Origin of the sequence: Pallidibacillus pasinlerensis (genome assembly GCF_009996845.1) — a bacterium.
Classification (GTDB): Bacteria; Bacillota; Bacilli; order Bacillales; family Caldibacillaceae; genus Pallidibacillus; species Pallidibacillus pasinlerensis.
In genome coordinates, this window is the sequence record NZ_JAACYS010000037.1 from 1 (window position 1) to 22,725 (window position 22,725).

The 22,725-nt window shown below is 32.6% G+C and carries 26 protein-coding genes; 7 read left to right on the forward strand and 19 right to left on the reverse strand.

Annotation, left to right across the window (positions count from 1 at the left end; translation table 11 throughout):
* The first annotated feature begins 171 nt into the window (after window positions 1-171).
* A complete protein-coding gene (locus tag GW534_RS09020; protein ID WP_161920696.1) occupies window positions 172-555 on the forward strand; it encodes a rhodanese-like domain-containing protein in 384 nt (127 codons plus the stop codon).
* Window positions 556-670: 115 nt separating this feature from the next.
* Here GW534_RS09020 and gcvPB read toward each other — a convergent pair whose 3' ends face one another.
* Genes gcvPB through gcvT form a run of 3 tightly spaced genes read right to left on the reverse strand, consistent with a single transcriptional unit; the run spans window position 671 to window position 4,588 of the window.
* Window positions 671-2,134 carry an aminomethyl-transferring glycine dehydrogenase subunit GcvPB gene (gene gcvPB / locus GW534_RS09025; protein ID WP_161920697.1) on the reverse strand — a complete coding sequence of 488 codons (1,464 nt, stop codon included), beginning with the start codon at window positions 2,132-2,134 and terminating at the stop codon, window positions 671-673.
* Window positions 2,124-3,473, reverse strand: a complete 1,350-nt coding sequence (gcvPA, locus tag GW534_RS09030) for an aminomethyl-transferring glycine dehydrogenase subunit GcvPA (RefSeq protein WP_161920698.1) — start codon at window positions 3,471-3,473, stop codon at window positions 2,124-2,126. Before gcvPA ends, gcvPB begins: the two co-directional genes overlap by 11 nt.
* Before the next feature lie 14 nt (window positions 3,474-3,487).
* On the reverse strand, window positions 3,488-4,588 hold the full coding sequence (gene gcvT, locus GW534_RS09035; RefSeq protein WP_161920728.1) for a glycine cleavage system aminomethyltransferase GcvT: 1,101 nt from the start codon (window positions 4,586-4,588) through the stop codon (window positions 3,488-3,490).
* A 226-nt stretch (window positions 4,589-4,814) separates the two neighbouring features.
* On the opposite strand from gcvT, the gene GW534_RS09040 reads away from it, so the two are divergent.
* Both GW534_RS09040 and GW534_RS09045 read left to right on the forward strand, forming a co-directional pair.
* Complete coding sequence (locus GW534_RS09040) at window positions 4,815-6,506, forward strand: DEAD/DEAH box helicase (protein WP_161920699.1); 1,692 nt, start codon at window positions 4,815-4,817, stop codon at window positions 6,504-6,506.
* On the forward strand, window positions 6,475-7,275 hold the full coding sequence (locus GW534_RS09045; RefSeq protein ID WP_161920700.1) for a YqhG family protein: 801 nt from the start codon (window positions 6,475-6,477) through the stop codon (window positions 7,273-7,275). Before GW534_RS09040 ends, GW534_RS09045 begins: the two co-directional genes overlap by 32 nt.
* Before the next feature lie 165 nt (window positions 7,276-7,440).
* On the opposite strand, the gene GW534_RS09050 is transcribed toward GW534_RS09045, so the two are convergent.
* From GW534_RS09050 to comGA, 8 genes are all read right to left on the reverse strand, one after another.
* Window positions 7,441-7,632, reverse strand: coding sequence for a YqzE family protein (locus GW534_RS09050; RefSeq protein ID WP_161920701.1), 192 nt, complete (start codon window positions 7,630-7,632; stop codon window positions 7,441-7,443).
* A gap of 81 nt (window positions 7,633-7,713) precedes the next feature.
* On the reverse strand, window positions 7,714-8,067 hold the full coding sequence (gene comGG / locus GW534_RS09055; protein WP_161920702.1) for a competence type IV pilus minor pilin ComGG: 354 nt from the start codon (window positions 8,065-8,067) through the stop codon (window positions 7,714-7,716).
* Window positions 8,042-8,521 (reverse strand): competence type IV pilus minor pilin ComGF, encoded by a 480-nt coding sequence (comGF, locus tag GW534_RS09060; protein WP_281351990.1) that lies wholly within the window; start codon window positions 8,519-8,521, stop codon window positions 8,042-8,044. The genes comGG and comGF overlap by 26 nt, the downstream gene beginning before the upstream one ends.
* Window positions 8,469-8,807 (reverse strand): hypothetical protein, encoded by a 339-nt coding sequence (locus GW534_RS09065; protein ID WP_161920704.1) that lies wholly within the window; start codon window positions 8,805-8,807, stop codon window positions 8,469-8,471. The genes comGF and GW534_RS09065 overlap by 53 nt, the downstream gene beginning before the upstream one ends.
* A complete protein-coding gene (gene comGD / locus GW534_RS09070) occupies window positions 8,797-9,312 on the reverse strand; it encodes a competence type IV pilus minor pilin ComGD (protein WP_161920705.1) in 516 nt (171 codons plus the stop codon). The genes GW534_RS09065 and comGD overlap by 11 nt, the downstream gene beginning before the upstream one ends.
* Window positions 9,266-9,559 carry a competence type IV pilus major pilin ComGC gene (gene comGC, locus GW534_RS09075; protein ID WP_161920706.1) on the reverse strand — a complete coding sequence of 98 codons (294 nt, stop codon included), beginning with the start codon at window positions 9,557-9,559 and terminating at the stop codon, window positions 9,266-9,268. Before comGC ends, comGD begins: the two co-directional genes overlap by 47 nt.
* A gap of 16 nt (window positions 9,560-9,575) precedes the next feature.
* Window positions 9,576-10,613 (reverse strand): competence type IV pilus assembly protein ComGB, encoded by a 1,038-nt coding sequence (comGB, locus tag GW534_RS09080; RefSeq protein ID WP_161920707.1) that lies wholly within the window; start codon window positions 10,611-10,613, stop codon window positions 9,576-9,578.
* On the reverse strand, window positions 10,603-11,664 hold the full coding sequence (comGA, locus tag GW534_RS09085) for a competence type IV pilus ATPase ComGA (RefSeq protein WP_161920708.1): 1,062 nt from the start codon (window positions 11,662-11,664) through the stop codon (window positions 10,603-10,605). The genes comGB and comGA overlap by 11 nt, the downstream gene beginning before the upstream one ends.
* A 206-nt stretch (window positions 11,665-11,870) precedes the next feature.
* Between comGA and GW534_RS09090 the strand changes: the two genes are divergently transcribed.
* The 3 genes from GW534_RS09090 (at window position 11,871) to GW534_RS09100 (ending at window position 13,205) form a co-directional block, all read left to right on the forward strand.
* Window positions 11,871-12,572, forward strand: a complete 702-nt coding sequence (locus GW534_RS09090) for a helix-turn-helix transcriptional regulator (RefSeq protein ID WP_161920709.1) — start codon at window positions 11,871-11,873, stop codon at window positions 12,570-12,572.
* 172 nt (window positions 12,573-12,744) lie between these two features.
* Window positions 12,745-12,984, forward strand: coding sequence for a DUF2626 domain-containing protein (locus GW534_RS09095; RefSeq protein ID WP_161920710.1), 240 nt, complete (start codon window positions 12,745-12,747; stop codon window positions 12,982-12,984).
* Between the two features lie 47 nt (window positions 12,985-13,031).
* Complete coding sequence (locus GW534_RS09100; RefSeq protein ID WP_161920711.1) at window positions 13,032-13,205, forward strand: DUF2759 family protein; 174 nt, start codon at window positions 13,032-13,034, stop codon at window positions 13,203-13,205.
* 39 nt (window positions 13,206-13,244) lie between these two features.
* On the opposite strand, the gene GW534_RS09105 is transcribed toward GW534_RS09100, so the two are convergent.
* The 5 genes from GW534_RS09105 to GW534_RS09125 all read right to left on the reverse strand — a co-directional run bounded on the left by GW534_RS09105 (window position 13,245) and on the right by GW534_RS09125 (window position 19,196).
* Entirely contained in the window at window positions 13,245-14,390 is a 1,146-nt protein-coding gene (locus GW534_RS09105) for a YqgU-like beta propeller domain-containing protein (RefSeq protein ID WP_161920712.1), read from the reverse strand.
* 180 nt (window positions 14,391-14,570) lie between these two features.
* Complete coding sequence (locus GW534_RS09110) at window positions 14,571-15,758, reverse strand: M14 family metallopeptidase (RefSeq protein ID WP_161920713.1); 1,188 nt, start codon at window positions 15,756-15,758, stop codon at window positions 14,571-14,573.
* A 222-nt stretch (window positions 15,759-15,980) separates the two neighbouring features.
* The gene (locus tag GW534_RS09115; protein ID WP_161920714.1) at window positions 15,981-17,849 is read right to left on the reverse strand and encodes an LTA synthase family protein; all 1,869 of its coding nucleotides are present in this window, start codon (window positions 17,847-17,849) and stop codon (window positions 15,981-15,983) included.
* 148 nt (window positions 17,850-17,997) lie between these two features.
* Window positions 17,998-18,972, reverse strand: a complete 975-nt coding sequence (locus GW534_RS09120; protein ID WP_161920715.1) for an ROK family glucokinase — start codon at window positions 18,970-18,972, stop codon at window positions 17,998-18,000.
* A gap of 5 nt (window positions 18,973-18,977) precedes the next feature.
* The gene (locus GW534_RS09125; protein WP_161920716.1) at window positions 18,978-19,196 is read right to left on the reverse strand and encodes a YqgQ family protein; all 219 of its coding nucleotides are present in this window, start codon (window positions 19,194-19,196) and stop codon (window positions 18,978-18,980) included.
* Between the two features lie 248 nt (window positions 19,197-19,444).
* On the opposite strand from GW534_RS09125, the gene GW534_RS09130 reads away from it, so the two are divergent.
* Window positions 19,445-20,323 (forward strand): hypothetical protein, encoded by an 879-nt coding sequence (locus GW534_RS09130; protein ID WP_161920717.1) that lies wholly within the window; start codon window positions 19,445-19,447, stop codon window positions 20,321-20,323.
* 5 nt (window positions 20,324-20,328) lie between these two features.
* On the opposite strand, the gene GW534_RS09135 is transcribed toward GW534_RS09130, so the two are convergent.
* The 3 genes from GW534_RS09135 to GW534_RS09145 form a co-directional block, all read right to left on the reverse strand.
* Window positions 20,329-21,528, reverse strand: coding sequence for a rhomboid family intramembrane serine protease (locus GW534_RS09135; RefSeq protein WP_246204046.1), 1,200 nt, complete (start codon window positions 21,526-21,528; stop codon window positions 20,329-20,331).
* A gap of 185 nt (window positions 21,529-21,713) precedes the next feature.
* Window positions 21,714-21,893, reverse strand: a complete 180-nt coding sequence (locus GW534_RS09140) for a hypothetical protein (RefSeq protein WP_161920719.1) — start codon at window positions 21,891-21,893, stop codon at window positions 21,714-21,716.
* A gap of 54 nt (window positions 21,894-21,947) precedes the next feature.
* Entirely contained in the window at window positions 21,948-22,724 is a 777-nt protein-coding gene (locus tag GW534_RS09145; protein ID WP_161920720.1) for a DUF92 domain-containing protein, read from the reverse strand.
* Window position 22,725: the final 1 nt, after the last annotated feature.

The following is a 22,725-nucleotide window of genomic DNA, read 5'->3' on the forward strand; positions in this document are numbered from 1 at the left end:
TTTTTTGATTTTCCATCAATGTTCATAATTTAAATTCTATAAAATTCATATTAATTTTATATGACAACAACAAAATATGCACTAAATTATTCAATAATAATTTTGTTTGCTTAAACAGCAAATAATTATATAATATTTACTAGTGCAGATGTTTTAGAAAGGGGAACAGTAATGACTCAATTTTTTATTTTACTAGCAATCATATTTGCCATTATCGCTTGGTGGGCATTTAATAAATTTCAACAAAAACGTATTCTTACCGTTTTAAGCCAAGATGAATTTATAAAAGGATATCGTAAAGCCCAATTAATTGATGTACGTGAACCGAATGAATTTGAGTCAGGACATATTCTTGGTGCAAGAAATATTCCTTTGACACAATTAAAAATGCGATTAAAAGAAGTTAGAACAGATAAACCTGTCTACTTATATTGTCAAAATGCTTCTCGAAGTGGAAGAGCTGCACAAATCCTTTATAAAAATGGATGTAGAGATCTTTATCAGTTAAAAGGCGGCTTTAAAAAATGGACAGGTAAAATTAAAGTAGGCAAATAATAACTACTAGATTGTTTGATTAAATTTAGTAATATAAGAAACCTAATAAAAATCACAGTAAAAGAAGACCCTCAGTTTAATTGGAAGTTATTCCCCAAACTGAAGGTCTTATTCTTTACGCTTCTTTTTCGTAACGTAACACTGGTTTTCGAGCAGCTTGTGTCTCATCTAGTCGCTTCACAACAGTGGTATGTGGTGCTTCCTGTACTACTTCCGGCGTTTCTTCTGCTTCTCTTGCAATTTGTACCATTGTGTCAATAAATGCATCAAGGGTTTCTTTTGACTCGGTTTCTGTCGGTTCAATCATCATTGCTTCCTCAACATTTAATGGGAAATAAATTGTTGGTGGATGGAAGCCGAAATCTAGTAAACGTTTCGCTATATCTAAAGTACGAACCCCTAATTTCTTTTGTTTTCGACCACTTAACACAAACTCATGTTTACAATGTGTGTCATACGGAAGATCGTAATAAGGTGCTAATCTACGCATAAGATAGTTCGCATTTAAAACAGCATCTTCTGTTACTTCTTTTAACCCATCTGGACCCATTGTACGTATATACGTATAAGCTCGAACGTTGATACCAAAGTTTCCATAAAACGGCTTTATTCGCCCAATTGTTTGTGGCCGATCGTAATCAAAGGCATATTGATTGCCTTGTTTTACTAAAACTGGCACTGGTAAAAATGGAATTAAATCTTTTTTCACACCAACTGGACCACTACCTGGACCTCCACCACCATGGGGACCAGTAAAGGTTTTATGTAAGTTTAAATGGACTACGTCAAACCCCATATCTCCAGGGCGAACTTTAGACATAATCGCATTTAAGTTTGCCCCATCATAATACAATTTTCCGCCAGCATTATGAACAATTTCCGCCATTTCTAAAATATGCTTTTCAAATAGACCTAAAGTATTTGGATTGGTTAGCATTAAGGCTGCGGTATCAGGACCGACTACTCGCTTTAAATCCTCAATATCAACTAAGCCATTTTCATCAGATTTTACCGTAATTGTTTCAAAGCCAGCCACTGTTGCAGATGCAGGGTTAGTACCATGAGCAGAATCTGGAACAATCACTTTCGTTCGTTGATAGTCACCATTTGCTTCATGGAATGCGCGAATCATCATTAAGCCTGTCCATTCACCATGGGCACCTGCAGCAGGTTGTAAAGTAACTTCATCCATACCAGTAATTTCTTTTAATGATTCCATTAAATCATACATTAATTCTAGAGAACCTTGAACTGTACTTTCATCTTGCAACGGGTGTACATGGGCAAATCCTGGTAATCTTGCAACATCTTCATTAATTTTTGGATTGTATTTCATTGTACATGAACCAAGTGGGTAAAAACCGGAATCAACTCCATGGTTTCTCTTTGAAAGGCCTGTATAATGACGCATAATATCTAATTCAGAAACTTCCGGAAGTCCAGCTTCTTCAGTACGTATATATTCTTCAGGTATAAGGGTTTCAATTTGTTCTTCAGGTACATCCATTTCCGGAAGGGAGTAACCGATACGCCCTTCTTTACTAATTTCAAAAATTAACGGCATTTGTTTATTTTGCATGATAAGCACCTACTTCCTCGACAAATTGGTCAATCTCTTCTTTTGTTCTCACTTCAGTCACGCAAACGAGCATATGACCATGTAATTTTTCATCAAGTTTACCTAAGTCATAGCCAGCGATAAATCCTTTTTCTAAAAGATGTTGTGAAAGTTGAGAAATTGGCTTATCTACTTTTAATACAAATTCATTAAATATTGGGCCATCATAAACAATGTCAAACCCTTTTTCCTTAAATTGTTTTTTAGCATAATTCGCTTTTTGCACATTCTTAACAGCCATCTCACGGATACCCTTTTTACCTAGCGCTGACATCGCTACACTCGCAGCTAAAGCATTCAATGCTTGGTTAGAACATATATTAGATGTTGCTTTTTCACGGCGTATATGCTGTTCACGAGCCTGTAATGTTAAAACAAACCCACGCCGACCATCTTCATCAACGGTTTGTCCTACTAACCGTCCAGGAATTTTTCTCATTAACTTTTTACTCACAGCAAAAAAACCACAATGTGGTCCACCGAAAGAAGTTGGTATACCGAACGGTTGTGCATCCCCCGTTACAATATCCGCTCCAAGGTTACCTGGTGGTGTAAGAATACCGAGTGCAACTGGATTACAAGATACAACAAATAATGACTTATATTCATGGGCAATCGCTGCAAAATCTTTTAATGGTTCAATTCTACCAAAAAAATTAGGATATTGAATAATTACAGCCGCAACATCATTTGACATTAACTCTTTTAATTGTTCAGTACTCGTAACTCCATTATTTAATGGGATTTCAACAACTTGATGGCGCTGTCCACGGGCATAGGTTTTGACTACCTCACGATATTCAGGATGTACCGCTTCTGAAATTAAAATCGTTTTTCGTCTCGTTTGACCACATGCTAGCATTGCTGCTTCTGCTAAAGCCGTTCCTCCGTCATACATAGATGAATTGGCTACATCCATTCCTGTTAACTCACAAATCATCGTTTGAAATTCAAAAATAGCTTGTAATTCACCTTGAGATATTTCAGGTTGGTACGGTGTATAAGCAGTATAAAATTCAGAACGGGAAATTACATGATCAACGATAGATGGAATATAATGATCGTAAACTCCTGCTCCTAAAAAACTCGCATGGGTTTTTAGATTAATATTTTTATTCGCTAACTGTGATAATTCCTTCATAAGTGCAGGTTCTGATTTAGCTTCTTTAATATTTAAGCGACCTTTAAAGCGAACTTTTTCAGGAATGTCAGAAAACAATTCATCGACTGAATCTACACCGATAGCTGAAAGCATTTCTTTTTTATCCTGTTCTGTCATGGGTAAATAGCGAAATGTCATGAAGCTTCCCCCTTTTATTTTCTTTTATAAAATGGTGTTGGAATAATTTTCCCTTTAACTGATTTATTGCGAATTTCAACTTCTAATTCTGTACCAACTTCTGCAAAATTACTGTCTATTAAAGCCATACCAATACTTTTTTGTAATGTTGGGGACTGTGTTCCTGTCGTAACATAACCTATCTCTTGTCCATCTTTTAATACTTTATAACCTGTACGCGGTATACCTCTTTCTATCATTTCAATACCGACTACTTTTCGTTTCGGTCCATTCGTTATTTGCTCTTGTAAGACAGACTTACCAATAAACTCTTGCTCTTTATTAACTTTAACTGCAAATTGCAGTCCCGCTTCAATCGGTGATATATTTTCAGATAACTCTTGACCATATAATGGTAAACCTGCTTCAAAGCGCAACGTATCTCTTGCACCTAAACCACAAGGCACAACACCCTCTAACTCTCCTACTGTTAAAATATTTTCCCAAATATAAATTGCATCTTCCTGTTTGCAATATATCTCAAAACCATCTTCCCCTGTATAACCTGATCTAGAAACTAAAGCCTGTACATCACCAATTTGTACGTCTTGTTTAAAACTAAAAAACTTTATATTGTCTAAATCCTCATTTTTTACTAGTTTTTGAAGAATCCTTTGGGCAAGCGGTCCTTGTAAAGCTAACTGGGCATATGAGGATGAAATATTTTCTACCGTAACTTCACCTGACTGATGCTTTTTCAACCATTCAAAATCCTTATCTGTATTAGCGGCATTTACAACGAGTAAGAATGAAGTATCTGTTAATTTATATACAAGTAAATCGTCAATCGTTCCTCCCTGTTCATTACAAAGAATCGTGTACTGAGCTTTGTTTATTTTCAGTTTGGAAAGATCATTCGACAACATTTTTTGTAGATATTCTTCTGAATCAGGACCTGACACTAATATTTCTCCCATATGGGATACATCAAATAGGCCAGCCTTCGTACGAACAGCTTCATGTTCCTTTTTGATTCCTGAAAATTGAACTGGAAGTTCCCAACCTCCAAAATCAATCGTTTTAGCCCCCCAATTTTTATAAATTGGGTAAAGTGGAGTTTGTTTCAGTTCACTCATTACTTGTCCCCCTTTTCTATTAATCATAAAATTAACCCCTACTGTTAAATTTTACTGTTAAATTTTATTCATTTTGATAAAAATAGCTTTAAAGGGGCAAACTAACTTTACGATTTTTTAGGATTATTCTTTGTTTATGGAATATTTAAACTCCATTTAATTAAATCGTAACATCAACACGTGCATTTCTCAACTTATTTCCGTAGCACCAAAAGGAGTTGTAAACATGAATTTAGACATACATTTCGATGAATCATGGGTTCAAACTTTCTTACAAAAGTTTGAACAAGATGGTCCTTGGTCAAATTGGCACTTATATAACTTAGCGATTGAAGCAGAAAAAAATCTATTAATCCCAAACTTTCATGGTTTACAGGCTCCAAAATTTTTACCCGAATTAAAACCGCTCCCCCATCAAATAGAAACTGCACAACGTGTTATTGAGCAGATGAACGGAAAAGCAATTTTAGCTGATGAAGTTGGCTTAGGAAAAACAATCGAAGCTGGTTTAATTTTAAAAGAGTACATGATTCGTGGCTTAGTTAAAAAAGTGTTAATCCTCGTACCTGCCTCACTCGTATCACAGTGGGTATCGGAGTTAAATAGTAAATTTCATATTCCAGCAATTGCATATCGGAAAAACTATAGCTGGGAACATACCGATGTCATGGTATCTTCAATTGATACAGCGAAAAGAAGTCCCCATAAAGAAACAATTTTGGAACTCGATTATGATTTTGTCATTATCGATGAAGCTCATAAATTAAAAAATCACAAAACGAGAAACTATGAATTTGCCCAAAATATAAAGAAAAAGTTTTGTCTACTATTAACTGCAACACCAATTCAAAATAAAATTGAAGAAATCTTTAATCTTGTATCCTTATTAAAACCTGGTCACTTAGGTACATATAAGGAATTTTTAGAGAAATATAAGGATAAAAAAGATGTCAACGATCAACATTTGAAAGATTTAATTAATATAGTAATGATCAGGAATCGAAGACAAGACACAAAGATCGAGTGGACGAAGCGAAAAGTAGAGACGATTCTAATAGAATTCTCTAAAGAAGAACGGAACCTATATGATGCGATTACAAAATTTAAATCTACCCATAATGAGTTATTAAATAACGCCTTTTCCATATTAACATTGCAACGGGAAGCTTGTAGCAGTAAAGAAGCCGTTTATTTAACATTAAAAAATTTATATGATAAAGTAGAAAACCCATCAGCAATGATGCAACAATTTTTCCAAGACATGATAGAACTTATTCAAAAAATTGAAGTGAATTCAAAGGCAGAAAAAGCATTAGAACTCATTCAAAAGATTAATGATAAAGTAATTATTTTTACCGAATATCGGGCAACCCAATTATATTTACAATGGTATTTAAAACAACATGGAATTACATCCGTCCCGTTCCGTGGCGGTTTTAAACGAGGGAAAAAAGACTGGATGAAAGAATTATTCCAAAATCACGCTCAAGTCTTTATTGCGACAGAAGCCGGTGGTGAAGGTATCAACTTACAGTTTTGTAATCATATGATTAACTTTGACTTACCTTGGAATCCGATGCGTCTCGAACAAAGAATTGGTAGGATTCATCGTCTTGGGCAGGAAAAGGATGTCATGATATACAATTTTGCAACTAAAGGTACGATTGAAGAACATATTTTAAAACTACTGTATGAGAAAATAAATCTTTTTGAGAGAGTCATTGGCGAACTAGATGAAATATTAACGAAATTGGAATTTGGTAAATTGGAGGACCATCTCATAGATATTTTTGCAACGTCGGAATCTGAAGGTGAAATGAAAATTAAAATGGATAATTTAACGGCAATGATAGATTTTGCTGAGTCCATAAAGGAGAATGGCGACCATGCAGCAACAGGAAATTCATACTTACCTTAATAAATTTTTCACGACAAACGATTGTACTATCGAACACGATAATGGTAAATCAATGACCGTTCAGTTAACAATTGAAATGGATAAATTACTTATGAATCGTCCATTTTACTGGCATTATATTGAAAAAATTGGTGCAGAACCAAATCCGCAAAAAATAACATTAATTACAGATTTTAATGAACAAGGAAAAACAAAGGGTGAACTTATCCATTTTGGTTCACCTCGACTTCATCAAATTTTTCGAGTCACTAAAGAACAAGGTGGATTTATTCGACTATTTGAGAATATATCGGGAAGCCCTAATAAAAATGCACCGCTTTACCCTTGGCTCTGTCTAAATTTAAAAATTAGTTATATTTGTGACCACCGAAAAGATTCGTTAAGATCATTAGGTATAAATTTATTGAACGGGATGATTATTGATGGATTCCATGACCAATTATTTTCGAAGCAGTTACATTTAGTTGCAAAAATGCCAGATTTCGCTTTTACCTTTACCCCTATAATAAAACCACAAAGTGGAATAAATAGGATAAAACAACTGATTGAAAATGAAATTGCTGAGGATAATCATACATGGGCTGATGATGCTAGAAAACGATGGAAAGAAGACGAAAATTTACTCGATGCTTTTTATGAAGGAGAAGAGGAATTACCAGAACGATATTTTATAGAAAAAGAAGCATTAAAAAGCCAATACGAACCGAGAATTGAAGTTACTATAATTAATGGTGGTCTATTTTACCTATCACAACAAGCTCTTAGTTAAACCCTTGTACTATTTTAAATTATACGTATCGTTGGCGGTCGCTAATGCACCACATGAAGAAACTTGCATTTTTCGGAGCCGCCAACATCATTTGAAAAATACTACTCTGAACCTTTCAGGCCACTTTTTACTTTTTTCATCAAAAATTTCACACGAATTTAAAGTTTACATCCGATTTTTCTTAATCATTTTCACACTTTCTTTTACTGTATAAGGTAAAATTCCAAACAATTCATAAGTAATTGATTGTTTTTGTTGTTTTCGCGTTTCTCTCTTTTTCTTACGTTCTTCTTTCGGTGTTTCAAAATGTTCTACAAATGTTTGTGTCAAAAAGCGCACATAATCATTTGTTTTCATATTCAAATCTCCCTCCAAATTTTCCATTTACTATTAGCATATCCAATTAAATGAAGCTAAAACCCATAAACTCCTATACAGTTACTGTTTTGGCAATTTTAACGTGGTAAATAATTCATTATTTCCGCTATAGCATTGAAAGTAAATATTATAGTAACTCTCTGTTTCTTCAATTAAATTGTAATTAACGAATCCATTTTCATATTGAATTTGTCCATTTTCATCCGGACTATCAGCATATATTTCCTCTACATCACGATAAGCCATTAACAACAAAATTTCGAGAGTATAAGTTTCTTCAATATGATGAAATGATTGTTTTTCAATTTCATATTTTGTTGCTGCATGTACAGTAACTAATGAAAATAAAAACAATAAAAATAACGATATAGGGAGAATTGCTCCCTTTTCAGCCTTTATATATCGGTATTTCATTTGGAAAATAGATGTCTCCTTCATATGTTTTTCCATTTTTATGGACTATTTTAATTTTTATACCTTTATTAATTTGTTCAAACTCAATCTGGCTAATATTAAATAATATAATTTCGTGACCCTCATAATTCACTCGTCGCCGTAGTCTTTCACCGTATTGTTCATAAATAATACGACGGTCTGTAATACAATCCAACCGTCTTTTATATAAATAAATTTGATCTGCGGTTCTAATTTCCCGTTTAACTTGATTTAAAAATATTTCCCAATGTAATTGGTCAACGGTCTCATTTGAATAAGCATGATATTTTAATAACGGAATTGCATGGACAATAAATATAATTAAAAACGAAAAAATAGAGAAAGCTAATAACATTTCTATTAATGTAAAACCACCAGTACTACATCTGCACTTTTTGACATTTTTGCTTATACCTATTTTTCCTAGATTCATAGTTCACACAAATTTCCTTCCAATCATTTTCTATTCTTAATGAAAAGGTGAAAACAGGAAATCCCGTTTCGGATATTACTTCGCGAAAAGGTTCATCATAAATCAATTGAATCACCTGATTCGTCAACAATTCACTTGCTTTATGATCAATTAATAATTCTTTTCTACTATATGTTAAATGGAGAAATGAAGGAATAACCGTTGAAAACAATATAAGCCAGATTAAAAGTGAAATAATCATTTCTAAAAATATAAAACCTTTATCATTTTTCACTTTATTGTTCATACACGGCAAAGCTCCCTTTTCCAATACTCATAACCAAGCGATAACTTTTATCATCAATTTTTATATAAATATTGCCGAAACGACTTACATTCCCTTCTCCATTAAAATGAAATTCATCTAAATATCCCCTCTCAATCGTTACATTTTTAGGCAACTTTCTTTCTAGTATTAAAATGTTTTCACCACCTGTATAAAACCTATAGGCTTTATTCGTATTGTCATAGCGGTAACTAACTCTTCTACGATGAGCAATGGCATAGCTTTGTGCATAGTACAAGTCTGCTTGAAATTGATGTATAAAATTTGATTCATTAATTTTACTTTGTACGGATTGAAAAAGGGGAGGAATAGTGGCGAACATGACTGTCAATATAAATAAAACTAGTAACATTTCTACTAATGTAAAACCTTCCTCCCGAATAATCCCTTTTTTCACTTTAGAATATCCAACTTGCAATTTATTGTACCGTTGCTTTTCCATTAACAATCTGAACACTACTTCCATTAGGACATTTCGGATTTTCTTCTAAATAATTTTTTGACACTAATTCTTCTATTGTGGGCGTAGCACCATAATCAATTAAATATGCTTGAATTTGGGCTTGTACCATATTAACTAAACCTTCACATCCTTTTTCAGTAATGGAAGATTGATTTTTTGTAACGTTTGGAATAGTAATTAACAATAATATTGATATAACAAATAATACGATCATCATTTCTATTAACGTAAATCCTTTTTCATTCCTCATTTTCTAATCCTCCATTTTATAAATTATTCATAACTTCAAAACTAGGTAGCATTATCGACATGTACATAAAGATGATCCAAAGGGCAATAAAACCAAAAATCATAGGTTGCGCAATTCTAACCATTTTCTCGAGTCGTTCAAAAAATAGCTCAATACATGAATGACTATAAACTTCTAATTCAATTTCAAGCTTTCCAGTTAATTGCCCATGGATAATAATTTGACCAAACTCTTTCTCCCAAATAGGAACACTATTAATTGCTTGTTCTAATTTGTATCCTTCCAACAACATTTGTTGTATTTTTTTAACAATAGATTTGAAATAAGTTTTTTTCGGGTCCTTTTCTATATAAAGAAAACACTCCATTAAAGAAACACCGTTTTTTAATAGTTGGCTAATGTGATAGGACAAATAATACGTTTGCCATAATTGGAATAGACGACCGATTACTGGGGTTTTTGCTATGATGAGTTGAATTTCTATATCGTTTTTTCGTTTTTTGTACATTTGGAGGATGAATATCAAAATAATAAGAACGGTAATTACAATGCTAAAAATTATTAATGGATTTTGCTGTATCCAAAAAAATAGTCGGATGAAAAAGTTTGGAGTTATGGAAAAGGATTGATACATATGCATAAATTGAGGAAGTAATTCATTTAATATGATAAAAAATATTAAAAATGTAAAACACAATAAAAATATTGGATAAGTTAATAGTTTTTTTAATTGATCTTGCTCTTTTTTTCTACGTAATAAAAGCTTTGAAACGGTTTGGAGAGACGTAGCTAAATTACCGTATTTTTCAGCATAAAATACAAAGCTAACTGCTAATGGATGGAACTGCAAATCTTCTAAAACTTGATAAAATGGCTGCCCATCTTTTAACTTGTCTACTGATTTTTTTAACGCAATTTGTTTATCTTTCGCTATGGATAATTGAAGAAACTCGAAACCTTCATTTAATGAATAACCACGTTCAAGCAACATGCCCAAACGACTTAATACGTTTATTTGTTCTTCAATTTTCCACTGTTTTTGTTTAAAAATCATATACCCACCTATTATATTCCTCCTCTTTTATATATCCTAGCGAAATACCTTTTAATATTTCTTTTTGTAAAGTTGGATATGATGTTTTCATTTTATAGCCTTTCATTTCCAGTAAAGCCTCCTTTAATGCATTTTTAAACAAAATTTCATATACTACCGCTCGACTTTGATAAAACCGTGGACATAAAGGATGGCATTCCTGTTTACAAAAAGGGCAGACAAGTTCAACTAATCTTTGTGCTGTAACAGCCACAATTGATTGTTCTAAATCATACCAGTTACAACCAAACTCAATTAATCGATAAAGAGCCCCTTTTGCATTTTTCGCATGCATAGTTGACAATACTAAATGTCCTGTTAACGCGGCACGCACTGCAATTTTCGCCGTTTCCGCATCTCTAATTTCACCGACCATAATAATATCGGGGTCGTGGCGGAGAATCGCTTTTAATCCCGTACTATACGTAATACCAGCTTTTTCATTTACTTGGATTTGTAAAAATTCTTCATTACTCTTTTCTATTGGGTCTTCAAGGGTAATTACATTTCTTTGTAACGATTTCGTACAATGTTCCAACAATGAATAAAGAGTAGTTGTCTTTCCAGATCCTGTTGGCCCGGTAAGTAAGACTAATCCGTGTGCTTTTTGGACGAGGGAATATAATAATTTTGTTTGCTTAGGGAAAAGGGATAAACGGTAAAAAGGGAATGAATTATTTTGCGGAAGAAGGCGAATAACTAGACTTTCCATAAAATAGGAAGGCAAGGTAGAGATTCGTAAACCAACTTTTACTCCGTTATACTCAACTTCAAATGAACCATTTTGCGGTCTTCTACGTTCACCTATATCCATTTCCGCACGGTATTTTAAATACGTAATTAGGCGATCAGCTTCATCTGAAGGAAGTTGTTGAAAAGGAAGAAATCTATTTGATAAACGAAATAATACTTGAGTATATTTTGACTTGGGGATTATGTGAATATCTGTAGCATTTTGAGAAAGGGCATCCTTTAAAATACTTAACGCTTTTTCTTCAATAGTTGATGACAAACATTATCTCGCCCCTTTCATTTTTTAGTCAATAGATTTATTCGACACAATTTGATAAAATCCTTCTTTATTTTTGAACTTTTTTTGAACTTTGTTTGTGAAAATATAAACATTTTCTAACAATAGGCATAAGAGGCTCTCAGTCACATTCCATAAGTAGTTTTTCTATATTATAATAGTAAAAAAGCTGTATGGAGGAGAATCCTATGCAACAAACTTTAAAAATAACGAGTGTTTTATCGGATCCTACGCGATTATCAATTTATGAATATATTACAAAAATTCATCAAGAAGTATCCGTTCAAGATATTGCAAATAAATTTGAAATTCATCCAAACGTTGCCAGAATGCATTTAACAAAACTAGAAGATGTTGGTATGTTAAACTCAGAAAATAAAAAGACTGGTAAAGGTGGAAGACCAAGTCGCATATATTACCTCTCAAATGAAGTTGTTGAATTAAACTTTCCTTTCAGAGATTATCAACTACTTGCAAAAATTGCGATAGAAGCAATGATTTCAATGGGCCCTCAAGCAAAAGATATCCTTTATGTTACAGGGAAACGGTACGGTATAGAACTAATAGAAAAACAATTAAGCAAACAAAATTTAGAAAAGCATAAACTAACAAAAGTCCAAAAGCTTGAAATCCTTGAAGAAACAGCTACATTCTTAGGTATGACACCAGATTTTTATGTAAAAGAAGACGGTAAACAATTATATTTACAAGTTTTCAATTGTCCATTTCGTGAAATAGCAGCAAAACATAAAACTGAAACTTGTGAAATCCATATCGCTTTTATTAAAGGAATGATTGAAGCGTTGTTCGAAGATTATGAATTAATAGTAAAGGAAAACATGTTTGAAGATTGTTCTCATTGTGCTTATTTAATAAACCTAACACATTAGTATACTGTTCAAACACGCAAATTAGCCAAGGCTATGTCATTGCGTGTTTTTTCACAAACTATATTCTGATATTTAAAATTATACTTTCAGTTGTAAATATTTACAATTATATTTTGTTTGTATATAATTTAAATATATAGTTTTTTCAGATAAAAAAAGGAGGAGATCCAAAATGGATCGCATGTATCGAGTCATGGCGTTCTGGACTGCCATATTTTCTATCATGTTCTTCGTTGGTGGCATGATTGAGATGGCATTATTATTTTTAGCTCAAACTGGCTTCTTTTATATTCTAGGATTTCTTCGTTTAACTGAAAGAATGTACATGTATATTTTTGGTGCTTATTTAACGGTCTTCTTCGTCGGTTTTACATACTATACTACTTTTGTCTTTGTGCCAGGAACACCTTAAGAAAAATATCTTTAGTCAATTGAAAAACGCAAGCAAGGGGGGAAAAAATGGGTACTGCAATTATTACAGGTTTAATTACGATTTTAGCAATTGCGGCAACTTTTTCATGCTTTAAAAACAAAAACTATTTAGGACTATTTTTTGCAGTAGCAACAGTAGCAGTTTTCGGCTTTTTCACGATTGCAACAATCCTCTTCAACGGTTTCCCAGATCTCAGTTAACTAAAACTGTAGGGGTTAATCATTTTGCCCCTACAGTTTTTAATTAAATATTAAAATTCGTTCTATGTTTTTATTATTTACATTAATGACATGCTCATATTGATAGCCATATAATATTAAATTCCCGTCAGGTGATGATTGAATTGGTTCATTGGCGACATCTTCAATTAAAATATCCTGACTTCCATCTTTTAAATCTATTTTTATTAAATCAAATCCCCCATCATAATTATCTGCTTCTCCACTCGTTTTAGGTGCGACTATAAAAAACATGTCATCAGCTACTAAATTAAACCTTGGTATTTCCCAACTCGAATATTCCGTTAAATATGGAAACTGTATCGTTTGGATAAGCTCAAGTTTTTCATTATAAAAATTAAAATCAGCCAAACTGTCATCAAATTTATTTAGACTTATAGCTAAAAAGAGACCCTCCCAACCGTATAGGAAGTAAAAGTTTCGATCGTTTAATACTGACTCACTTTCACCATTTGTAATACTTAAAATAGGCGCGGTAGTTTCTGGACTTTCATGGTCCCAATCTAACGTTAATAAAGAGTTGGAGTTTTGCCATATTGCAAATGGATAAGGAACCTTAGTTTCAGCCCTTGTTTGTTCTTCAATGTTTAAAATGTATGTAGAAAATGACCAATCATCATAAAATGCCACGGCAAATATTTTTGACTCATCATATCCATTCCAAGTAAAACTAATTTCACTAGATTCAATAATATCATGGAAAATTAGTTTGTCATTTTGTAATGAAACGATTTTAACATCCGCTTCATATATGGTAGGTGATGTATGGATTAAAATTTTAGTTTTTGAAGGACTGAGAACGGCTTGAATAATGGGCAATTCACTTGTATACATTTCTTCCTTTTCACCGGTATAAATATGATAGGATGAGATTACATATGCCCCATTTAAGTTTTCACAATAAAGGATTGTTTCATTATTTAACCAGCCAATCATAAATTCAAATTGATCTTCTTTTAGCTCTAGGGGTAAAGTTTTTCTATCACTGTGACCATTATTTCTTTTTTCAATTGCCTGATCAGATGAGGGCTTTTCAGAATTCGAGGAAACAGATGGTTGTGTTTGAAGATCTTCCTCTTGGCAACCGGTTAATAAACTAAAAACAATAAAAATTAATATAAAATTTGTTAATAAGGAACGACCCATCTACCACACCCCTTCAAGAGACCTATCTATATGACGAATAGATTACAAAAATGTTTCATAAATAATAGATTTTGTATCAAAAATTTATTTTTTGTTATTATTATCTTTTTCAAGAAAAAATAGAAAAGCCAAATTTGGCTTTTCCCATCTTTTGTTTATATTAACACAATATCTTAAAATCTACATATATAATGATACTAAAAATACACCTAACATTTCTTCATAAATTTGCGGAAATTGTGTAATTGGTAATGGATTTACTCCATACCCAAGCTCAAATGTAAAACCCGGGCGATGATATATATATATAAACCAATCTTTATATCCTGCATGACTATCAATATATCTCACTGATTCATAACCACTCACCCGGGCAAATTCCCTTGCGAGAGCTTCTGATTCAGGTGGTTCTAAACCTTCGTATCCCCAATAAAACTCTCTACCTTGTGTATGGAAGGCCAAGACACGTGCAAATTGTTTCTTTTGGGTTAATTCTGCAATTGCAATCACCTCAGGTTCTGTTAATGGCGCATCACCTGGATAATCACGCGGTGCAGGACTTTTCGGTTCTTTCCGCTCTTTTTCTATTTCCCAGTTGGCTGGAAATTGATTATTCAAATCTACACCACGAATATTTGCTTTCCAACTAGAAAAATCCATTGATCCTTTATTTATCGCTAATACTTCTTCTTTCATTTGTTCAGGAGGACCGTTTAATACAAGGTCCACACCATCCGGGTTAACCATTGGAACAATCGATAATCGATTCCGATTATACAAAGGTAAAGTTGAAACGCCGCGAATTGGACTTCCATTAACTAGCGAGAGCACATATTCATTTAATAATTTCATTAAAACAGGAGTCGTAATCCATTCGTTTGCATGGAAGGATGCATTAAAATGTGTCGTACGAACTCCTCTTCCAAGTTCAATTTCATATAAAGGTTTTCCTAAAACACTTTTTCCAATTTCATTTAATTTTAAAAATGGATAAATCTCAACTAGTCGATTGATGTCTTCTTTTAATTTTGCAAAGTCGTACTCTTCGTTTCCATCCACAATCAAACTTGTTACGAGTTTCGGGAGGAGGATTCGTTCATTTATTTGCAATTGATTTGGATTTATATTCGGATTTAATAAAAAAATTGTATCCATTGCTAAATTCCTTTCTCTTGCCAGTTTCCAAATCGTATCCCCCTGCTGAATCGTATACTCCTCTATTACATATCCAGGTATATTTATTGTTTGTCCGACTAATAGTGAAGTTGGTGACACTTCTGGGTTAGAATCCTCAATTAATTGAACTGGTATCCGAAACATTTGACTATATAACCAAAATGTATCACCTTGCCGAACTCGGACTTTCATATACATCCCCCTCATTTGTAGTTAAAATAATTTTATTAAATATTTACTACCTATGTATATGATAGGGGATATTATTTTTGCCAGTCCGACTTATTTAATATCGAAAAGTCTCATACTAAATATCACAAATCACTATCTTATAAACTATAGAAAAAACTATTACATAAAAGCTTTCTCTACAAATCTTTAAAGGAACTTTTAAGTAATAGTTTTAAAAATACATTATTCTTTTTTAATATACATATCTTTATTATAAAATCGGATTAAATCACCATAAATAATTTGGTCAGAATAATTCAGCTCTTTTGTCACAATATCATAATACGTCGCACAGTTGGCATCACCCGTTACAGATCCTGAGTCTTTTTCAAAACAAGTATTATCAGCAAATACATATTTATCTGTAACAAATCGTCCATCACGGAAAATCGCTAAATTCGGATGATTTTCTGAAAATAAATCATGCCCAAAATTTAATTGTCCTTCTGTTTCAATTCCTAACAAGTGAAGCATTGTTGGTTTTAGATCAATCTGCCCACCAACAGTCGAAATGGTTTCCCCTTCCTCACCAGGAATATGAATAATCAATGGAACTTGTTGCATTTCAACAACGGTATGAGCTGTGTAATCTTTTTCTAAAAACATACTTAACGCTTCGTAGTCTTTTTCGATAATACCGTTATGGTCGCCATAAATTACAATCATCGAATTATCATACAATCCTTCATCTTTTAACTGTTGGAAAAATAAACGTAATGCTTCATCTTCATAACGCACTGTTTGTAAATATTGATTTAATGTTTCACTTTCGGTTACATTTGCATCAATAAACACGTCTTCTTCTGCTAAAACAAATGGGTGATGATTTGTCAGTGTAATTAACTTAGCATAAAATGGTTGAGGTAATTCCTTTAGTAATCTAACCGATTGCTCAAAAAAGTGAATATCCTTTAATCCCCAACCTATTGCATTTTCTTCGGTCACATCGAAATAGTCTAAATGGTAAAATCGATCATACCCTAGCGAATGATACATTTCATCACGATTCCAAAAAACCTTTGTATTTGCATGTAAGGAGGCAGTTGTATAACCAAGATTTGACAAAATTTCTGGTGTTGCCATAAATTCATTTTTCGGATGGGTAAAAAATACCGCCCCTCTACCTAATCCGTAAAGGGAATTATCAACAATAAATTCGGAATCCGAAGTTTTCCCTTGCCCTGTTTGGTGATAAAAATTATTAAAATAGTAACTTTCCTTTATTAAATCATTAAGAAACGGTGTTATTTCCTCGTTGTTCACGGTTCGATTAATTACGAAGTTTTGAGTTGATTCTAAAGAAACAACAATTACATTTCGCCCTTCAGCAATACCAAAATATTTAGGATTTGGTTCAACATAGTTGTAATCGACGTACTCTTTAATTTCGATTAAATCATTATCCTCAGCAAATACCCTTTGGGCTGATGTTTTCGTTTGTAAATACAAATCGTATAATGTGTAATTATATGGACCGATATTTTTCACAAGTTGCTCACGGTCAAAATTACGATTAAATAAATCAGGTGTTTGTAAATGGGAGATACCGAGATTAATAAAAATTAATCCCGCCGTCATTAGAAAATATACTTTTCGTTCAATACTTGGTATCGTCTGAAAAATAAAATATTGTTTTTTCTTCCACATAACGAAAACTAGAATAAAAACATCAACAAAATAAAAGATATCGTGCCAAAAAATTTCAGCCCAAAAACTTTCATCTAACGCTTTAAAATTCCCTGGTTGATACATAAGAGGTAAAGTAATAAAATCAGAGAAAAAGCGATAAAAAACGACATTTGAATAAAGTAAAATCGAAATTAATAAATAAGCAACTATAATAAAAACATTGCGTCGTTTTTCTTTAACAAATAACGCCAAACCAAAAACTATCAACAAGAATGTTAAAGGATTGAGAAATAATATGAATTCCTGGATACTATTTTCAATTGTTATATCAAAGGCTACTTTGTAAGCGAGATAAGTTTTTAGCCATAACAAAACAATCGGAATAATCAAAGGGGTGTACTTCGATTCCAACATTTGTTTCATAGAAAGAATAATGCCTCCTTGATAGATTCCTTACAAATAAACTTGAAAGAATACTAGTTAACTGTATTTAAAACCACTAAATACGATAAATAAAATTCTTTTCTTTGTTCAGTTTATTATATACCATCTTAAATATTAATAAAATATGCTAATTAATTTCAGAAATATTTTTATTCACTAAATACGCCGCTCCATAGACGCCAGCTTTATTCCCTAACGTTGCTCGCATAATTTTCGTATCATTTCTAGTCGCAGGAAAGGCAAACTGTTCGTAATATTTTTTAAGGGGGTTTAGTAAAGTATCCCCTGCATTCGAAACACCGCCACCAATAATAAATGCATCCGGATTTAAAACTGCACTTAAGTTACCTAATACTTGTCCTAAGTAAAATGTAACTTCATCAACAATATCCAAACAAATTGGATCTTGCTTTTCTGCTAATTTGAAAACGTCTTCAGAAGAAATTGCGCCATTTTTTTCAAATAATCTTGTTAACGCATTGTCTTCCTTGGCATTTTCGATTTTCTCCATAGCTAAACGAACGATCCCGGTAGCGGATGCAATTGTTTCTATACAGCCATATTTTCCACAATTACAATAAGAGCCATTTTCATGTTGAACTGTAATATGGCCGATTTCTCCACCTCCACCGGTTGTACCTGAAACGATTTCACCATTGGCAATAACACCACCTCCAACACCAGTTCCTAAGGTTACGCATACAAGATTTTCTAAATTCTTACCTGCACCTTGCCACATTTCACCTAAGGCTGCACAGTTTGCGTCATTTTGAACAAATGCTGGTAGTTGAAAGCGATTCTCTAATTTTTCTTTTAACGGATAATTTTCCCATCCTATATTTGTTGCCCGTTTCATGACACCATTTGATAAAATTGGTCCCGGTGCCCCCATTCCAACTCCAAGAAATTCTTCTTTATTAACTTGTAAACGTTTTAATACTTTCTCAAACTCTTCATAAATCTCGTCAATGATATGTTTACCTTTTTCAGCGATATTCGTTGGAATTTGCCATAAATCAATTAAATTTCCATTCTTATCAATAATTGCAAGTTTAATTGCAGTTCCACCAAGATCAATACTAAAAATTAAATTTCGTTCCATGTTTTTCACCTCTTTAATGTATTTTTCTTCTTTTCTTTCTCAAGTTGAATTTCATGACGAACTAGTAATAGCGCCATTTGAAATTCTTTTTGATCTATTACATTAGAATAATAAAGTTGTTTTAATTCATCTTCCATTAATTGTAAATCACCTAAGCGATCACCAACATAAATAAACGAACCGAAGCGCTTTAATAATTGTCGTACATCATAAATTGAATTCACATTTCTCACCCTTTAGTAAAATTAACAAAAATGTCCCTCAAAGTAATTATAAACAAACTTTCGTCAAGACGCATTAAATAAATACGCATTATAAATATTACTATACCTCTTTTCCGTTTCCAACATCGATTTTTTACTATTCCTCTTCATAAAAATCTAACTTGTCCATATATATATTAATAAGGTGTTTTTCACCATTTAATTCCATTGCTGTTTCAGTAAATTCAAAACAACGGAGGTGATGAAAAATGAAAGTGAATAGAAACGGTCTGTTAATTATTCCAGTAATTATTACAATAATCGCATGTATTTATTGGTTAAGCTCTAATAAAGATGATGTGATAGAAACGATAACGTTTTTCCCACTTGATGAGAAAGCAGTCTTTTTAGATACAAAAACAGAAATTCTATCACCACAAGTTAAAAATAATCAAATCATCTTACCAATCACAACCTTTTCTCGGCTTAACGAACCAGCTTACTTACGACAAGACATTGCCCTTGTTTTTGCTAACGGTAGATTAGTTAAAAAGTTAAGTATATGGAAAGAAAATATTGATCAATTAAAGCTTGCAGATGAAGTGAGAGTGAATAACAATCAACTAATACAAGTAATTAGTTATCATTATAGTGAATTACATAGAGACAATGAAGAGATTAAAAGTACACAAGCACTCTCTGACGATAAATTATATTTACTAACGAAAGAAAAAAATTCGGTTATAACATTTCGTCAACCTCATAACGAGGAAGAAATTCAATGGAAAGAAAAATTAGATAGTGATGAACATATGCTACTTCAATCTACTATTGAAAAGGCAGCTAATAAATACAATTTTAAGCTAAACTTTTATGACATTATTCCATTATACGAAATTTCAAGTTATGCAAACCGTCCGTTACCGGGTTTTTCACAAAAACAAACGAGTGAGATTGTCGGAAAGCTGTGGGAAGGGATATATAAAAATTATGTTGTTGGCATAAGAAAAAATGACGGAGAAATTGTTTCACCAATTGGCAGTACAATCCCCATCATATTATTAGCAAAAGACCGTTCACATTTATTTGTTATCTTTGAAACAGAAACAGATGAAGTTTATTTATTAAAGCAGCTAATTTCAAAATAAAAAGTTTAATAGATTAATGGTGGCAATTTCGGATAAGTAAATCCATAATATAAGCTACCTACCGTTAGAAGTAACGCAATTATAAAAAAGGCAATCCTTTTATCAGATTTTCGCTCTTTCGGTAAATGGACAATGCCAGCAGCTAAAAAACCACCAATTAAACCACCAATATGACCAGCGTTATCAATTCCTGGTGCAACAAATCCTAAACTTAAGTTAATGACAATTAATCCAATAATATTAACACCCATCGTCCGGAAAAATGTTCTTTTATGGATAATCCCAAAATATAATAATGCTCCGAACAAACCAAAGATTGCACCACTTGCGCCTGCTGAAATATTATAGTTAAAAACAAAACTTCCTACTGTACCTAAAAATCCCGCAAATAAATAGATAATCAAAAAGCGGATTTTGCCATAAATCCCCTCAACCATCGTACCTAAATAATAGAGAGCTAAACTATTAAAGAGAAGATGAATCATTCCGATATGAATAAATATTGGTGTTATGAACCGCCACCATTCGCCAGCTAATATAAAAGGATTGAATTTTGCACCGAAGGCGACTAACACTTCCGGATTTAACGTACCTCCAGCAAACTCCATCAATAGGAATACAACTATTTGAATTACTAAAAATATATAAGTAAAAAATGGCTTAGTTTGTTTTAAAAGCTTTTTTTCTTTTTTCTCAAGTAGTTTAATTTGTTGAATACAGTTATTTCGAACAACATCTATTTCATACGGTTCATATTGTTGTTTTATAGGACCAATTAAATCTTTACCAAAAATATTTGCTAATTGTACAATTGAATCACTTATATGACTTCCGGCAATTAAAAAATTGCGCACACTAGTTTTTGATTTATCTAGTTGGAAAGAACGGTTAAACAAGTCTTCGTATGAATCTACCGGTGGATAGGCGGAAATATATACATTTAAACAATCAAGTTTCTTTTTAAAAAATCGCTTTCGTATCATTTCTCCATTCATACATGTTTGCTTTATGTCTTGTCTTAGCCAATTCGTCCAATCAATATCATATCTTTTAATACGAATAGTCGGAATTTTTCTATTATTAAAATGTTCTAGCCAAATTTCTGTTTGATCATCAGAAATATTGAGTATTCGATAACCTTCTATTAATAATGAATGGATTAATCTCCAATACAAATAGTCTTCTCGATAACTAAAATAACTCAATCGCTTCCCTACTTTCATCGAAAATGAATAACTTACAAGCGTAGCTCCAATTACAAAGTTATTAATGTCTATTACTATTAATTATAGTTTGATTACATGTATAAATGCAAAAAGACTGCATTATTAGGAGCGTTTAACACCTTTTTACATGCAGTCTAAATAATTAAAATGTCGTTCTTTCTCGATTAGAAAAAAGCATATCTGAAAAAAAGATTCTTTATAAAAGGGAGACTCATCGTACCAGAAACAACGATTTGCCGAATCATTCGATTGCCTAAAACCCAGTTCATAATACGATAACGGTTTTTCAACACCGCAGATACAACTAATCCAAGTAATAAAGTTTTTAATAATCTTCCAATCATTTCTTCGACCTCCTAAGCTTATTTTTGGACTAATTTCATTTTTTATCCAAAAACTTATGCTAAAAATAAAATAACACTTAGTAAGGTCGCAATTACAATCGATAAAATATTAACAATATCGTTATCAATGAAACGAAGTCCTTTATAATAGATTGTTGGTTGTCCACAATGAACTTTCTTTTCAGTAATTAGACCACAAATCGAGCATTGAAATTTCACTTGAATACTTCTCCCTAAGATTGAATCAACAATCATGCCGAAAAAACCGAAACATATAATCCATATTATCGATAACCATGAGAATATCTCAAACCAAAAGACTTTTGCTGTTAGTCCGATGATAATAGCTCCCATCAAACTAGCAACCGTTCCTAAAATAGAAAAGGCACCCGATGTTCCCTTCCGTACTCTCTTAAATGGAAAGATTAAAAAAGGATCTTTTTTACTTAAAACACCGATTTCTGACGCCCACGTATCAGCTGTTGAACAAGCTAAAGAGACTGCAAAAGTTAAAATCCAAATCGGTTCTTCTTGCCAATAAAAAAGAAGGCTACTTAAGGCTGGAACACCTCCGTTTGCTAAAACTTGCACCCAATCCCTAGCATCCCCTTTAGCAACTATATGTTCAACGGATTGTTTTTGTTCTCGCTTCCACTTCGTAAAAAAGCTCGAAGTTACAAAAAAGACAATAAGAAGAATAAAACCTTTAATGCCGATACCAATAAAAACCGCAGTCCCTACAAAAATAGAAGCTATTGCACCACTTAAGCGCAGAGCATTTTCTCGATAAGCTAAATAAGAAAATATACTAACAATCAGAAAAACAATCACA

Bases quoted from the DNA above. Each gene is read 5' to 3' on its own strand.
- GW534_RS09020 (WP_161920696.1), top strand. From the start codon at position 172: ATGACTCAATTTTTTATTTTACTAGCAATCATATTTGCCATTATCGCT.
- gcvPB (WP_161920697.1), bottom strand. From the start codon at position 2,134: ATGCAAAATAAACAAATGCCGTTAATTTTTGAAATTAGTAAAGAAGGG.
- gcvPA (WP_161920698.1), bottom strand. From the start codon at position 3,473: ATGACATTTCGCTATTTACCCATGACAGAACAGGATAAAAAAGAAATG.
- gcvT (WP_161920728.1), bottom strand. From the start codon at position 4,588: ATGAGTGAACTGAAACAAACTCCACTTTACCCAATTTATAAAAATTGG.
- GW534_RS09040 (WP_161920699.1), top strand. From the start codon at position 4,815: ATGAATTTAGACATACATTTCGATGAATCATGGGTTCAAACTTTCTTA.
- GW534_RS09045 (WP_161920700.1), top strand. From the start codon at position 6,475: ATGCAGCAACAGGAAATTCATACTTACCTTAATAAATTTTTCACGACA.
- GW534_RS09050 (WP_161920701.1), bottom strand. From the start codon at position 7,632: ATGAAAACAAATGATTATGTGCGCTTTTTGACACAAACATTTGTAGAA.
- comGG (WP_161920702.1), bottom strand. From the start codon at position 8,067: ATGAAATACCGATATATAAAGGCTGAAAAGGGAGCAATTCTCCCTATA.
- comGF (WP_281351990.1), bottom strand. From the start codon at position 8,521: ATGAATCTAGGAAAAATAGGTATAAGCAAAAATGTCAAAAAGTGCAGA.
- GW534_RS09065 (WP_161920704.1), bottom strand. From the start codon at position 8,807: ATGAACAATAAAGTGAAAAATGATAAAGGTTTTATATTTTTAGAAATG.
- comGD (WP_161920705.1), bottom strand. From the start codon at position 9,312: ATGGAAGTAGTGTTCAGATTGTTAATGGAAAAGCAACGGTACAATAAA.
- comGC (WP_161920706.1), bottom strand. From the start codon at position 9,559: ATGAGGAATGAAAAAGGATTTACGTTAATAGAAATGATGATCGTATTA.
- comGB (WP_161920707.1), bottom strand. From the start codon at position 10,613: ATGATTTTTAAACAAAAACAGTGGAAAATTGAAGAACAAATAAACGTA.
- GW534_RS09090 (WP_161920709.1), top strand. From the start codon at position 11,871: ATGCAACAAACTTTAAAAATAACGAGTGTTTTATCGGATCCTACGCGA.
- GW534_RS09095 (WP_161920710.1), top strand. From the start codon at position 12,745: ATGGATCGCATGTATCGAGTCATGGCGTTCTGGACTGCCATATTTTCT.
- GW534_RS09100 (WP_161920711.1), top strand. From the start codon at position 13,032: ATGGGTACTGCAATTATTACAGGTTTAATTACGATTTTAGCAATTGCG.
- GW534_RS09105 (WP_161920712.1), bottom strand. From the start codon at position 14,390: ATGGGTCGTTCCTTATTAACAAATTTTATATTAATTTTTATTGTTTTT.
- GW534_RS09110 (WP_161920713.1), bottom strand. From the start codon at position 15,758: ATGAAAGTCCGAGTTCGGCAAGGTGATACATTTTGGTTATATAGTCAA.
- GW534_RS09115 (WP_161920714.1), bottom strand. From the start codon at position 17,849: ATGAAACAAATGTTGGAATCGAAGTACACCCCTTTGATTATTCCGATT.
- GW534_RS09120 (WP_161920715.1), bottom strand. From the start codon at position 18,972: ATGGAACGAAATTTAATTTTTAGTATTGATCTTGGTGGAACTGCAATT.
- GW534_RS09130 (WP_161920717.1), top strand. From the start codon at position 19,445: ATGAAAGTGAATAGAAACGGTCTGTTAATTATTCCAGTAATTATTACA.
- GW534_RS09140 (WP_161920719.1), bottom strand. From the start codon at position 21,893: ATGATTGGAAGATTATTAAAAACTTTATTACTTGGATTAGTTGTATCT.